Annotated in this window: 7 protein-coding genes; all 7 read right to left on the bottom strand. The window is 48.8% G+C overall.

Annotation, left to right across the window (positions count from 1 at the left end):
- Positions 1-62: 62 nt before the first annotated feature.
- Positions 63-2495: a hypothetical protein gene (locus KBW69_RS17975; protein ID WP_257281745.1), complete on the bottom strand. Its 2433-nt coding sequence runs from the start codon at positions 2493-2495 to the stop codon at positions 63-65.
- 65 nt (positions 2496-2560) lie between these two features.
- A complete protein-coding gene (locus KBW69_RS17970) occupies positions 2561-4324 on the bottom strand; it encodes a hypothetical protein (protein WP_257274454.1) in 1764 nt (587 codons plus the stop codon).
- 138 nt (positions 4325-4462) lie between these two features.
- Positions 4463-6430 (bottom strand): hypothetical protein, encoded by a 1968-nt coding sequence (locus KBW69_RS17965; RefSeq protein WP_257281744.1) that lies wholly within the window; start codon positions 6428-6430, stop codon positions 4463-4465.
- A 215-nt stretch (positions 6431-6645) separates the two neighbouring features.
- A complete protein-coding gene (locus tag KBW69_RS17960) occupies positions 6646-8376 on the bottom strand; it encodes a hypothetical protein (RefSeq protein WP_257254032.1) in 1731 nt (576 codons plus the stop codon).
- Positions 8377-8533: 157 nt separating this feature from the next.
- Positions 8534-10468: a hypothetical protein gene (locus KBW69_RS17955; RefSeq protein ID WP_257281743.1), complete on the bottom strand. Its 1935-nt coding sequence runs from the start codon at positions 10466-10468 to the stop codon at positions 8534-8536.
- A gap of 31 nt (positions 10469-10499) precedes the next feature.
- Entirely contained in the window at positions 10500-13004 is a 2505-nt protein-coding gene (locus KBW69_RS17950) for a hypothetical protein (protein WP_257254035.1), read from the bottom strand.
- 157 nt (positions 13005-13161) lie between these two features.
- Positions 13162-15018 carry a hypothetical protein gene (locus tag KBW69_RS17945; RefSeq protein ID WP_257281742.1) on the bottom strand — a complete coding sequence of 619 codons (1857 nt, stop codon included), beginning with the start codon at positions 15016-15018 and terminating at the stop codon, positions 13162-13164.
- Positions 15019-15065: the final 47 nt, after the last annotated feature.

Genomic DNA, 15065 nt, shown 5'->3' with positions numbered 1-15065 from the left:
TCGGTTCACAAAGAGAAAGGATAGATCAATTCATAATTAATGGTGTCTGATCAGATCGTTAGTTATTTATTTACTTTAAATTCCGGAGGGCTGAGTTCATCGTCCTGATCTGCATTGACAGGCTTGCGTTTTCGGTGTTTTTTTTTATGTTCATAAAGTGTTTTAGTGTTCTTGCAGACCTTTCCGCATAGTCTCTGCTGGCGATCCTCCCCGACCATGGTCTCGTCACATGTTCGCTGCCCGGAGTGTTTTTTTCTTCTGTGATCGGACAGGCTTTTAGCACTCTTACAGACCGTTCCACATGTCCACAGCTGGCCATCCTTCCCGACCATGGTTAGGTTACAGGTTTGTTGCCCGGTGTGTTGTCTTCTTTTGTGATCCGACAGGGCTTGAACACCGTTGCAGACCTTCTTGCATGGCCTCTGCTGACCATCCTCCCCGACCCTGAACAGGTTACAGGTTTGTTGCACGATGTGCTTTTGTCTTTTGTGATCCCTCAGGGCCTGGCCATTCTTGCAGACTATCCCGCATGGCTGCTGCTGGCCATCCTGACCGACCACGGCCATAACACAGGTCTGTGGCCCGTTATGGTATCTGGTTTTGTGAGTCGATAGGGCTTTAGCATTCTTGCAGACCGTTTCGCATGGCCGTTGCTGACCATCCTCCATGATCACCGTCCTGTCACAGATTTGTTGCCCAGTGTGCGCTTTTCTTTTGTGATCTCTCAGGGCTTGATTATTCCTGCAGACTATCATGCATGGCTGCTGGCCATCCTGATTGATCACGGTCGTGTAACAGGTCTTCGGTCCGGAGTGGTATCTTGTTTTGTGAATCGACAGGGCGTGAGAACTAATGCAGACCGTTCCACATGGCTGCTGCAGACCATTCTCTCTGATAACGGTTATGTCACAGGTTTTTGAACCAGTGTGTTTTAGTCTTTTGTGCTCAATCAAGGTTTGTGCACTCTTGCAGATTGTCCCGCATGGCCGCTTCTGGCCATCCTCACCGACCAAGGTCATGTGACAGGACTGTGGCCCGGAGTGGTCTCTTCTTTTGTGGTACGACAAGATTTTAGGATTCTTGAAGGTCATCCCACATGTGCGTTGTCGGCCTTCCTCCATGATCACTGTCCTGTCACAGGTTTGTTCCTCAGAGTGCTCTGTTCTTTTATGATCTCTCAGGGCTTGACTATTCTTGCAAACTCTCCTGCAAGGCTGCTGCTGGCCATCCTCCCCGATCACTACCACGTCACAGATCCTTTGCCCCCTGTGGTATGAACTTTTGTGAGACGATAGCGCATTGGCATTCTTGCAGAGCTTCCCACATATTCGCTGCTGGCCATCCTCCTCGAATAGGGTCACGATACAGATTTTTTGTTCGTGGTCGTATTTTTTTTTGTGATCCGACAAGGCTTGTAATGTGCCTGTCCTGATAAGCGAAGTGGAAGTACCGACTTCTTCGAAAAGATTCTTAAGAACGGATGACCCATTCATGCCCGCAGATTCTTCAGCGCCGGAAGGCTCATTTCCAGACATTGGCGAAACATACCTGAGTGGCTCAGGGTCAGTTGCATAGTTTGCCCCTGCACTTGTTGAGTGTGCAGTGTTTTCAGAATCAAATTGTATTATGCGACTAAAGCAGTGTTCATTAGCCAAATGCGGATATAAGCTTTGTCCGAAATTCAGAAGCCATTCTGCTGGTTCTCTGGTGTCGGGTGATGGTCGGAATTGACAAACGCCATGACAGGGATGGATGAAACAGTTTAAGCCCAAAGTATGTTGGTGTTGTTGAGGGGCTCTGTTATCGTCATCAAAGAGGGAATACAAGAGGCTATTGAAATAGCTTGTGGCTACCTGGGCCTGCCGGTCGGATGATTCTGATGGCTGGTCTTGTTGTTGATAGGGATGTTGGTGATTCCCAGAGCCATACATCATTGTGATGGTGACAAATGTATGATCTCCCTGTGTTAGCATAGATGTTGTCGCTTGTTGTTCAACCGGGTTAAACTGCGACGAATCGAGGTTCCAATAGCCACTTAAAAGCCAGCCGACAGCGACAAGGCCTTCTACAGGTAGCGATGAATAAGGGGTGGTGCTCAGAGAGGCGTCTTTGGCTTTAAGGATAAGTTCGTAACCAACCAGAAGCTCAGTAGTGTAAAGCCATTGCCATGAAATCAATTTACTGAGGATGGTTTTTGCCCGGTAACCGCCAGATATTTTCAGTTCGTTATCAGGTGCTGAATTTGATCCTGTATAGACGTTTGTATTGGCAATAACTGATGGGTTTTCTGGCAATATCCGCCTGTCACACTTTATAGAAAAGCACTGGTTTAGAGAACCTGTTTTTTGTTCAGGCTCGACAACAAAGTGTCTTGTCAACGTTTCAGACTGACAGACGACAGACAATGCCAGTATAAGCAACAGTAGTGGCGCAAAGAATGTGATTTTAATAATTCTATCCTTTCCTCTGGTGTACAGAGAGGAAGGATAGGTCAAGAAATGAAATCTACTCTTTTCTCAAAGGCCTTTTGTTAAAAGGCAGAGTCTGCACCGGGTCAACCTCATTCGTTTTGCTTTACATCAACAGGCTTGCGTTTTCGGTGTCTTCTTTTGTGCTCCGAAAGGGCATGAGCATTCTTGCAGGTCTTCCCGCACGGCCGCAGCTGGCCATCCTCCCCGACCACTGTTAAGTCGCAGATTTGTTGCCCGGTGTGTTCTTTTCTTTTGTGATCCTGCAAAGCACAAGCATTCTTGCACACTCTTCCGCATGGCTGCGGCTGGCCTTCCTCTGCGATCACGGTCTTGTAGCAGATCTGTTGCCCGCTGTGGTATCGGCTTTTGTGAAGCGTCAAAGCCTCAGCACTCTTGTAGACCTTCCCGCACGTCCGAAGCTGGCCATCCTTCGCGATCATAGTCACGTCACAGGTTTGTTCTCCGCTGTGGTCTCTTCTTTTGTGCGTCGACAGAGCTTGAGCACTTTTGCAGGCCTTCCCGCATGGCTGAGACGTACCATCGATACCGGTCAGGATCACGTCACAGGTTTCTTGCTTGCTATGGTCTCTTCTTCTGTGAGTTGACAGGGCCAGAGTATTCTTGCAAACCTTTCTGCAGAGACGCGGCTGGCCATCCTCCCCGATCACGGTCACGTGACAGGTTTTCTGTCCAGAGTGGTATCTGCTTTTGTGAGTTGCCAGGGCATGATCATTCTTGCAGAGCTTCCAGCATAGCCGCGGCTGGCAACCTTTCTCGAGCACAGGCATGGTACAGATTTTGCGTTCGTTGCTGCATTTTATTTTATGATCCGACAGGACTTGCAATGTGTCTGTCCAGGTAAGCGAGGTGGAAGTCCCGACTTCTTCGAAAAGATCCTTTAGAGCAGGTGACTGATCAATGCTCGCAGATTCCATAGCGCTGGAAGGCGTATTTCCGGACATTGGCGCATCGTGCCTGAGCGGCTCGGCAGCAGTTGTATAGTCAGTCCCTGCATTTATTGAGAGTGCAGTATTTTCAGAATCAAATGGTCTTATACAACTCGAGCAGCATTCATTCGCCATGTGTGGGTGTGAGCTTTGTCTGGAATTCAGTGGCCATTCTGCTGACCCTCTGGTGTCGGATGACAGTAGGAATTCACAAACGCCATGACAGGGATGGACGAAGCAGTTTAAACCCAGAGTATGTTGGTGTTGTTGAGGGTCTTCGTCGCCGTCATCAGAGCTAGAATACAAGAGGTTAGTGAAATAACCTCTGACTAACGGGGCCCGCTGGCCGGATGATTCTGATGGCTGGCCTTGTTGCTGGTAGGCATGCTGGTTATTTCCAGAGCCAAACATCATTGTGATTGCTGCAAATGCTTGATCCCCCTCTGTCAGCATGAATGTTGCCTCTTGTTGCTCAATCGGGTTCACCAGTGGGGGGGCGGAGTTCCAGTAGCGACCCGGAAGCCACCTGACAGCGACAAGCCCCTTTACAGGTGGTAACCACGAATAAGGAATAGAGCTAAGAGAGGCTTCCTTGGTTGTCAGGATAAGTTCGCAACTAACCAGAGGCTCAGTAGCGTAAAGCCATTGCCATGAAATCGATTCGATAAAGATGGTTTCAGCCCCGTAACCGCGAGATTCCCTCGCTTTGTCATCAGTTAGTGAATTTGATCCTGTATAGACGTTTGTATTGACGATAACTGACGGGTTGTCTGGCAATGCACAACGATCACGCTGTGTAGAGAAACGCAGGTTTGGAAAACCTGTTTTCCGTTCAAGCCCGGAAAAAAAATGTCTTGCTAAGGGTTTAGAATGACAGACGACAGACAACGTCAGTAGGAACAACATCGGTGCCGCAAAGAGTGAGTTTTTAATAATTCCGTCCTTTACTCTGTTTTAGTGAGAGGAAGGATAGATCAAGAAACTAAATAGACTCTTTTCTCAAAGGCCTCCTGTCAAATGACAGAGTTTGCTCCGGGTAACACTTTATTGGTTTTGCTCTACATCAGCAGACTTGCGTTTTCGGTGACTTCTTTTGTGTTGCTTCAGGGCAAGAGCATTCTTGCAGCCTGTTCCACATGGTCGTGGCTGGCCATCCACCCCAACCATTTTAGGGCCACAGACTTTTTGCCTGCTGTGTTCCCTTATTTTGTGGTACGAAAGATGTTGGGAATGCTTGCAGACCTTTCCGCATGGACGTTGCTGGCCATCCTCACCAATCACGGCCACCTCACAGATTCTTTGCCCTCTGTGGTATTTGCTTTTGTGAGCCATGAGAGACTGAATATTCTTGGAGACTGTCCCGCATGCTCGCGGTCGGCCATCCTTCCCGACCACTGTTAAGCCACAGGTTTGTCGCCCGCCATGTTCCCTTAGTTTGTGATTCGTAAGAGATTGATTATTTTCGCAAAGCTTTCCGCATAGTCGCAGCTGGCCATCTTTCCCGATCACTGTCAGGTTGCAGGTTTTTTGCCCGGTATGGTATTTGGTCTTGTGAGATGACAGGCATCGGGCATTCTTACAGACCGACCCGCACGGTCGCGGCTGACCATCCGCACCGCTCACTGTCACGTCACAGGTTTGTTGCTCTACATGGGCTTGTTTTTTGTGATCCGACAGCATTTGGGCATTCTTGCAGACTGTCCCGCATGGCTGCTGTTGGTTGTGCTTTCCGGTCACTGTCACTTCACAGGTTTTTTGCCCGGTATGGTATCTGGCTTTGTGAACCGTCAGAGATCGAGCGTTCTTGCATACTGCTCCGCATGGCTGCAACTGTCCATCCTTATCGACCACAGTGGCTTTACAGGCTTGTTGCTCGCTGTGGGCTCTTTTTTTGTGATCCCATAGGGATTTGGCACTCACGAAGACCTTTCCGCACGTCTGCGACTGGCCACTCTCACAGACTATGGTAATGCAACAGTTTTTTTGCTTGCTGTGGTCGTTGCTTTTGTGAACCGAGAGGTCTTGCTCGCGATGTGTCGTTCCAGGTACAGCATCCCCGTGGGTTACCGGGGCTTGAGTGATGGCTGGCTGGTTGAGCGTAGAAGCCATGTCAGTTTCTTCGAGAAGACGATTCAGTTCGATTGACCCCTTCATGACCTCAAAAACATTTGTGGTGGAAGGCTCATTCCAGTCTGTAGGCATATCATAATCGAGTGGTATAAAGTTATTTAATGTTTTGCAAGGTGATTTATTTTGGACATGTTCATTGTTTTCAGGATCAAAATAACACATGCAACTAAAGCAGTGTCCATTGGTCAAATGGGGGCATGAGCTTTGTCCGGGAAATGCTCCTGATGGTTGGAATTGACAAACACCATGACAGGGATGGACGAAACAATTTAAACCCAAAGTATGTGAGTGTTGTTGGGGGTCTCCGCTACCGCCGTCAGAGTCAGAGTACAGAAGACTGGTGAAATAGCCTGTGACGTAGCTGGTGGCTTTTGGGGCTTGCTGACTGGATGATTCTGATGGCGGGTATTGTTGCCGGTCACATCCGGGGTTGGAGCCAAAAACCATAGTGATGGTCGGAAACGACTGATCCTGATTCACCTCTTGTTGTTCAATGTGTTGTTCAATTGGGTTAAATGACAGTAAATCGGGGTTCCAATAACTTTTTAAAAGCCAGCCGAGAGCGACAACCATTTCTTCAGATGACCATGAATAATGGCTCGAGTCTGGAGGGGAATCTCCGGTGGTCAGGAACGGTGCGTAACCCACCAGCAGGTGAGTAGCGTAACGCAACTGCCATGAAATCGATTCAATGAGGGGGGGGATTACCCCGTAACCGCCGTGATCTTTGACATCAGGCGGTGGATCTGATCCTCCAAAGCCGTGCATGTCGGCAATGTCTGAGAGGGCGACCGGCAGTGAATGCAGGCCATGTCTTATAGAAATGATTTGGTTTGGATAACCAGCATTTTGTTGAATCGCGACAACGAAGCGTTCTTTCAACGGTTTGGCCTGACAGACGACATGTAACAACTGTAGTTGAAACAGCAGTACCGCAAAGAGTGAATGTCTAATAATTCTATCCTTGCATTCTGATTTACAGATAGGAAGGATAGATCAAGAGAATAAGTATGCTTTTCTGTCAAAGCCTTTCTGTTTCACATCAACAGGTTTGCGTTTTCGATAGCGGTGTCACAAAGAGTGAGTGTTTAATAATTCTATCTCTCGAGAAAGGTTGGCTCAGCTAAAGGATTGAGGTCATCGTTCTGGTTCACATCAAGGCGCTTGCGTTTTCCATGAGTTCTTATGTGTTCCGACAGGGCATGATCATTCTTGCAGAGCTTTCCGCATGGCCCCCGATCGCCGTCTTCCCCGACCATGGTCAGCTCACAGGCTTTTTGCACACAATGGTGTCTTCTTTTGTGAACCAACAGGTCGCGGGCATTGTTGCAGAGTTTTCCGCACGGCCGCTGATGGCCATCCTCTGTGACCACGGACACCCAACAGGTTTTTTGCCCGGTGTGGCATTTTCTTTTGTGATCCGAGAGTTTTTTTGCATTGTCGAAAATCAGCCAGCATGGCCGATGCCGACCATCTTCTGTGCCCACGATCACGTCACAGACTTTTTGCCCGGTGTGGTACTTGCTTTTGTGATCCGTCAGGGCCTTGGCATTCTTACAGACCTTTTCGCATGGACGCTGCTGACCGTTCTCTGCGATCACAATGACGTCACAGATTTGTTGCCCGCTGTGGTCCCTTCTTTTGTGATAGGACAGAGCCAGATAATGTATGCAGGCTTTTCCGCATGGCCGCGGCTGACCATCTTCCCCGATCACGATCACGTCACAGGTTTTCTTACTCTTGTTGATTTTGCGTTTGTGAGTCGGCAGAGACCGGGCATTCTTGTGGTCCTTTCCGCATGTTTTCTGCGGGCCATCTTCTCCGGTCACGGGCACATCACAGGCTTGTCGCCCGAAAGGGGCGTCATTTATAAGAACTGAACCGGTAATCATTGAGTGAACAGGGGTGTCATTAATGTATTGGAGTTGAATCGGGGCGAAATAATCGAATGCTTCGAAAAGTTCGTCTTGTTGGTAAGAGTAGCCAGAGTTTTCAGGATCAAAATGACTTATGCAACTAAAGCAGCGCCCGTTAGCAAGATGTGGGCATGAGCTTTGTTCGAGGCTGGCTACCTTGTGGTCTGGGAAATTTTCTTCGGAGTTCTGCAGCCATTCATCAGGTCCTCCGTTATTGGATGATGGTCGGAATTGACAAACGCCATGACAGGGGTGAATGAAACAATTTAAACCCAAGGTATGTGAGTGATGTTGAGGGCCTGCGTTACCGCCGCCAGAGTCAGAATATAGGGGATGATTGAAAGAACTTCCAGTGAAGGAAGCTGCTGCTGTGTTTTCCTGGACGAACGGTCCTGATGTCTGGCCTTGCTGCAGGGGTTGTCCAGAACCAAACATCATAGTGGTGATCACAAACGGATTATCCTGACTCACCTCTTTTTGTTCAGTGTGTTGCTCAATCGGGTTCAACAGCGGTGAATCGGTGTCCCAATAACTTCCTAAAAGCCGACCGATAGCGACAAACGCTTCTAAAGGCAGCCATGAACAAGGGGCTGCGCCTGGAAGAGCGTTTTTGGTTGTCAGGATCAGCAGTTCGTAACCAACCAGTAGATGAGACGCGTAATGTAACTGCCACGAAATCGGCTCAATAAGGGGTGTCATGACCCCGTAACGGCCAGATGTGTCTGGCCTGTCTTCAGGCGGTGAGTCCGATCTTGCATGGATGTTTATGTCGGCAAAGGCTATCTGGCTGCCCGGCAGTCTATGCAGGCCACACTTTATAGATAAGCTCTGTCCTGGAAAAACTGCATTCTCTTTAAACTCAACAATAAGAAGCTCTGCCTGACAAACGACAGAGGATACCAGTATCAGCAACAGCGGTATCGGAAAGAATGAATGTTTAATAATTTTATCCCCGCATTCCAGACGGTAGAGAGGAAGGATAGATCAAGATAATAAGTGTGTTTTTGTTTCGAAGGCCTTCTTAAAAGACAAAGTTGGTATCGGTCAAAGCCTCATGAAAGGGCTGGCATTACTTATTTGCTTTGCCTGTTTTAAGCCTGAGTTCACCATTCTGGTCTACATTATTGTGCTTGCGTTTTTGATGTGTTTTTTTTTTGTGATTCATCAGGGCTAGCGCATTCTGGCAGACCGTCCGGCAGGATTGCTGACGGCCATTCTCTCCGACGACGATAAGGTCACAGGTTTTTGCTCCACTGTGGACTTTTGATTTGTGAGCCGACAGAGATTTATTACTTATGAAGGCCCTCCCGCATGGTCGCTGATGGCCGTCCTCTCCGATCATTGTCGCGTCACAGGTATGTCGCCCGATGTGGGTATTTTTTTTATGATTCGACAAAGCTTTAGCATTCTTGCATACCTTCCCGCATCGTCGCTGCTGCCCATTTTCCCCGACCTCTATTACTTCACAGGTTTTTTGAACGCTGTGGATTCTGATTTTGTGATCCGACAGCTCTCCAGCATTCTTGCAGACCGTCCCGCATGGCTGCTGCTGGCCATTTTTCCCGAACACTTTCACGTTGCAGATTTTTTGTCCAGAATGGGCTTTGCTTTTGTGACACGACAGGGCCTTAACATTCTCGCAGATCCTCCCGCACGGCCGCTGCTGGCCATTTTCCTCAATCACTGTCGTGTCACAGGTTTGTTGCCCGGTGTGTACTCTTATTTTGTGATCCCACAGAGTATTAGCATTCTTGCAGACCATCCCGCACGGCACTGGCTGGCCATATTCCCAACCCACAGTTACGTCACAGGTTTTTTGCCGTGTGTGGGCTCTGGTTTTGTGAGATGAAAGGGCTTTAGGATTATTGCAGACTGCCCCACATGGCTTTAGCTGGTCATCCTCCCCGACCACTATCACGTCACAGGTTAGTTGCCAGTCAGGGGCCGTTACAGAGGCTACCGCGGCTCTCATTAAGCCTGAAGGGTTGCGGCTGTCAGCTGGGTTGCCACCCATACCCATACCATGGGCCTCTGACTCAGAGAACGGGTCAAAATTGCGCTTGATTTCAATGGGAATGAGAAAACTCAATGTTTTGACAAGATCAGCTTGCTTGGGCTGTGCAGACTTTTGAGGACCTGAATGACTCAGGTAATGGTAGCCGCGTTCATTAGCCAAATAAGGGCATGAGCTTTGTTCGGGTGTTGTTCTTGTCTGGTCTGACCTGTTTTCTAAGAAATTGAACAGCGATTCATCAGACTCTCTGATATCGAATGATGATCGGAATTGACAAACACCGTAACAGGGATGGACGAAACAATTTAAACCGAAGGTATGCAGGTGTTTGGGGGGGGGGCCGTTGCCGTCGTCAAAGTCATAATAGGGGAAGCTGGCGAAATAGTCTGTGGGGTGGGGCGTGGTTTGCCGGACTGGTTGTCCCGATGATTCTGGTGGCCGACCCTGCTGTCGGGCTTGTCCGGAGCCAAACATCATAGTGGTGATCGCAAAGGGGTTCTCCTGACTTGCCTCTTGTTGTTCAATTTGTTCTTCAATCGGGGCAAACATCGATGAATCGAGGTACCAATAACGTCTTAAAAGCGAACCGATAGCGACAACCGCTTCGGGTAGGGATGAATGAGGGGTAGAGCTCCGGGAGGCCTCTTTGCAGGTCAGGATCAGTTTGTAACCAACCAGCAGGTCGGTTGCGTAAAGCAACTGCCAGGAAATCGACTCAATCATGGGCTTTTTGACACTGTAACCGCGAGATCTATGTGGTTTGTCACCAGGAGGTGAGTCTGATCCTGCACAGCTGTTTGTGTCAGCAACAACTGACGGTCTGCCCGACAAGCTATGTGGGGCAGGTTCTATAGAAAAGCCCGGGTTTGAAAAAACTGTATTCTGTTTAAAGTCGACAATAAAATATTCCGTCAACGGTTCGGCCTGATAGGCGACAGACGACAAAAATATCGGCAACAGTGGTGCCGCATAGAGTAAGTGTTTAATCATTTTGTCCCTCATAATCAGGGTGGGTGTCAGATCAAGGATTGAGGTCATCGTTCTCGCCCATATCAACAAACTTGCGTTTGTGACGCCTTCTTTTGTGTTCCTCCAGGACTCGAGCACTCTTGCAGAGCCTTAGGCATGGTCGCGGTTGTCCATCTTTCCCGACCACTGTCATGTCACAGATTGCTTGTTTGGTGTGGGCTCTTCTTTTGTGTTCTGTCAGGGCTTGAGCACTCTTGCAGAGCTTACGGCATGGCTGCGGTTGTCCATCTTTGTCGACAACTGTTATGTCACAGATTGTTTGTCCTGTGTGGGTTCTTCTTATATGATCCGACAGGGCCTGAGGATTATTGCAGATCTTCCCGCACAGAAACTCCTGACCATCTTCCCCGACGACTGTTTTAATACAGGTTTTTAGCCCTCCGTGGATTCTTCTTTTGTGATCCGAGAGGGTTCTGGCACTTTTGCAGACCTTCCCGCATGGTTGCTGCTGGCCATCTTTCCGGAACAGGGTCAAGTCACAGATTTGTTGTCCGGTGTGGTATCTTCTTTTGTGTTCCGTCAGAGCCTGCATATTTTTGCAGAGTATCTTGCATGGCTGCTGCTGGCCATCCTTCCCAACCACGGTTTCGTCACAGGTTTGCTCACTACTGTGGAAAGCCCTTTTGTGAGCCCACAGGGCATAAGTACTCCTGCAGACCAGCCCGCATGGCTGCTGCTGGCCATCTTCCCGGACAATGGTCTCGTCACAGATTTTTTGTTCGGTGTGGTATCTTCTTTTGTGATCCGTCAGAGACTTAATATGTTTGCAGAGCTTTCCACACGGCCGCGGCTGGCCATCCTTCCCCACCACAGTTACGTCACAGGTTTGTTGACCGCTGTGGAAGGCCCTCTTGTGAAGCCACAGGACAGCAGCGTTCTCGCAAGCTTGCCCGCATGGCCGCTGCTGGCCGTCCTGCCCGATCACGGTGGCGTTACAGGTTTGTTGCAAAGTGTGGTATGTGCTTTTGTGAGATGATAGAGACTCAGTATTCTTGCAGACTGCTCCACATGGCGACCTCTGGCCATCTTCCCCGACCACTGTTTCTTCACAGATTTGCTGCTCGTTGTGTTTTTTTCTTTTGTGACTGATCAGGGCTTTAGTATTCTTGCAGAGCTTCCCGCATAACCGCTGCTGGCCATCCTCGCCAACCACTGTCTGCTCGCAGATTGGTGGCCTGTTGTGGTGTCTTGTTTTGTGATATGTCAAGGCTCGAGCATTTTTGCAGACCCTTCCGCATGTCTGCTGCTGGCCATCTTCCCGGACCACGGGCGTGTCACACATTTTTTGTCCGCAGTGGACTTCGCTTTTGTGAAGTGATAGGGATCGGGCATCATGAAAGAGCTTCCCGCATGGCTGCAGCTGGCCACATTTCTTAACGACTATCACGTCGCAGGTTTGTTGCCCGATAGGGGGAGTTGTAGAGACTATCCCGTCACTCATTGAGTTTGAGGCGACCCCATCTGAGGCGACCCCATCTATAGAGTTTTCGCTAATGTCTGGGTTGCGGTCAATGTCATGGGCCTGTGGCTCAAATAGCAACTCAAATAGTTGATCAGGGTTGCATTCGGAATGCATAGGATCCGGATTATCGAGTGCTTTCAAAAGCTCGTCTTGCCTGAGGGTTGCATCGCTGTTCGGATCAACGTGAATTATGCGACCAGAGCAGCATCCATAGGCCAAATGAGAACATGGGTTTTGCTCGGGTGTTGCTCCTGTGAGGTCCAACCCATTTTCTTCGAAATTCAGCAGCCATTCATCAGGCTCTCTGTGATCCCGGAATAGTCGTAATTGACAAATGCCATGACAGGGATAGATAAAACAATTTAAACCCAAAGTATGTAAGTTTTGTTGAGGATCTTCGCTACCCTCGCCAGAGCCTGAATACCAGAGGGTAGTGAAAAAACTCTCAGGGTGAATGGCTGTCGGAGCTTCTTGAGTGGATGATTCTGATGGTTTGCCATGTGATTGGTTATGTCCGGAATCCATCATCATAGTGATCGTGGCAAATAGGGGGGGGTGACTTACGTCTTGTTGTTCGACCCGGTGAGGGAACGGTGAATTGTGGTACCCATGGCTTTTCAAAAGCCAGCCGACGATGATAGCCACTTCCATAGGCAGCCATGAAAAAGGGATGGAGCTAAGAGAGGTGTCTTTGGTTGTAAGGATCAGTTGGTAACCTACCAGCAGGCTGGTGGCGTAAAGCCATTGCCATGAAATCGGTTCATTCAGAGGCGTTTTGACCCCGTAACCGCCGGATTTATGTGGTTTGTCATCAGGCAGCGAATCTGGTTCTGTATAACCGTTTGTGTGGGCAATAACTGACAAATTGCCCGATAAGGTATACCGCCCACGCTTTATAGAATAGCTATGGTTTGGATAAGCTGTATTCTGTTCAAGCTCGACAATATGACGTTCAGTCAACGGTTGGGCCTGACAGATGACAGACAACAAAAGAAGCAGTAACTGCGGTGCTGCAAGGAGTGAGTGTTCAATCATTCTATCCTTGAGTTCTGGTTTACAGAGAGGAAGGATAGATCAAGAAAGTAAGTGTGCTTTACCGTTAAAAAACCATTTAAGCCCGGCTGTAATTATTTATACGAATATTGTCTTTTGATTGTCACTCTTATCTAAGCGCCGAGGGGCAGAGGTCAGCTCAAGGGTTGAGATCATCGTTCCGGTTCACATCTTCGGGCTTGCGTTTTCGATGCTTTCTTTTGTGTTCTGTAAGGTCATGAGCATTGTTGCAGACATACCCGCATGGCCGCAGCTGGCAATCCTCCCCGACTACTGTTACGTCACAGGTTTTTGGTTCGCTATGGTGTCTTCTTTTATGCTCTGTCAGGGCTACGGCATTTTTGCAAGCCTTCCCGCATAGTCGCTGTAGTCCATCATTTTCGAACACTCTCACATCACAGATTTTTTGTCCGGTGTGGTATCTGCTTTTGTGAGACGCCAGAGATGGAGTATTCTTAAAGATCACCCCGCATGAACGCTGCTGACCATCCTCCCCAACCTTTGTGAGACCACAGATTTTTTGCTCGCAGTGGACTCTGCTTTTGTGCTGCGACAGGATACCTGCATTTTTGCAGATCGTTCCGCATGGCTGTGGTTGGCCATCTTCCCCGACAGTGATCAAGTTACAGGTTTTTTGTCCGCTGTGGCATTTGCTTTTGTGACTCGACAGGATTTGAACATTCTTGCAGACCTTTCCGCATGGCTGCTGCTGGCCGTCCTCGCCGATCGATGTTACTTCGCAGGCTTTTTGACCGGTGTGGTATCTGTTTTTGTGAGCTCTCAGAGATCGAACGTTCTTGAAGACCATCGCGCATTGCCGCTGTTGATCGTCTTCGCCAACCACTGTTATGTCACAGATTTTTTGTCCGGAGTGGCAGCCATGTTTATGAGACAAAAGGGCTTTGGCATTCTTGCAGACTTTTGCGCATGGTCGCCGCTGGCCGTCCTCTCCGACCACTATCACGTCACAGGTTTGCTGTCCGGTGTGGTATCTGCCTTTGTGATCCGAGAGGATTTTAGCATTCCTGCAGACAGTCCCGCATGGTCGATGCTGGCCATCTTCCCCGACCACGATCAGGGGACAGGTTTTTTTTCCGGAGTGGTATTTGCTTTTGTGAACCGCCAGAGCTCGGGCATTTTTGCAGAACTTCTCACATTGTCTCAGGAGGCCATCCTCACCGATCTCTACTACGTCGCAGGTTTTTTGCCCGACAGGCTGAGTTGTTTCGGCTATCCCGGTACCTGATGAGTCTGAGACGAACCCGTCTTTATCGGATGATGGACGGAATTGACAAACGCCATGACAGGGATGGACAAAACAGTTTAAACCCAGAGTATGTGAGTGTTGTTGAGGACCTTCGTTATTGCCACCAGAGACTGAATACAGGGTGCTGGAGAAAGAGCTTATAAGTTGACCGGTGACTTGTGGGCTTCGCTGGCCAGATGATTCTGATACTTGGCCTTGTTGTTGGTCATTTCGAGAGCCGGGCATCATAGTGGTGATCACAAACGGCTGATTCTGACTCGTTTCTTGCTGTTGAATCGGATTAAACAGCGGTGAGTCGGGGTTCCAATAGCTTCTTAAAAGACAGCTGACCGCTATAACCACTTCTACAGCTACCCATGAAAAAGGGTTGTAACTCAGAGGGGCGTTTTTGGTGGTCAGGATTACTTCGTAAGCAACCAGCAAATTTGTCGCGTAGAGCCATTGCCAGGAAATCGACTCAATGATGGTCGTTTTTACCTCGTAACTGTATGGTTTGTGTCGTTTTTTATCCGATGGCAAATTTGGTTCTGTATAGTCATCTGCGATAGTGATGACTGACGGGTTTCCGGGCAATGTACGCCCAGGCTTTATAGAAAAACTTTGGTTTGGAAAAACGGCCTTCTGTTCAAGCTCGACAATAAAGCGTTCTGTCAGCGGTTTGGTCTGGCAGACGACAGGCAAAAATAGTATGAGCAACAATGGTGCAGAAAAAGAAGAGTGTTTAATCATCCTACAGTTGCATTCTAATTTGTAGAAAGGAAGAATAGATCACCTGA

Source organism: Endozoicomonas sp. ISHI1 (assembly GCF_024606225.1).
Classification (GTDB): domain Bacteria; phylum Pseudomonadota; class Gammaproteobacteria; order Pseudomonadales; family Endozoicomonadaceae; genus Endozoicomonas_A.
The sequence above is the reverse complement of the archived record's forward strand: the minus strand, read 5'-3'. Positions and strand labels throughout refer to the sequence as shown.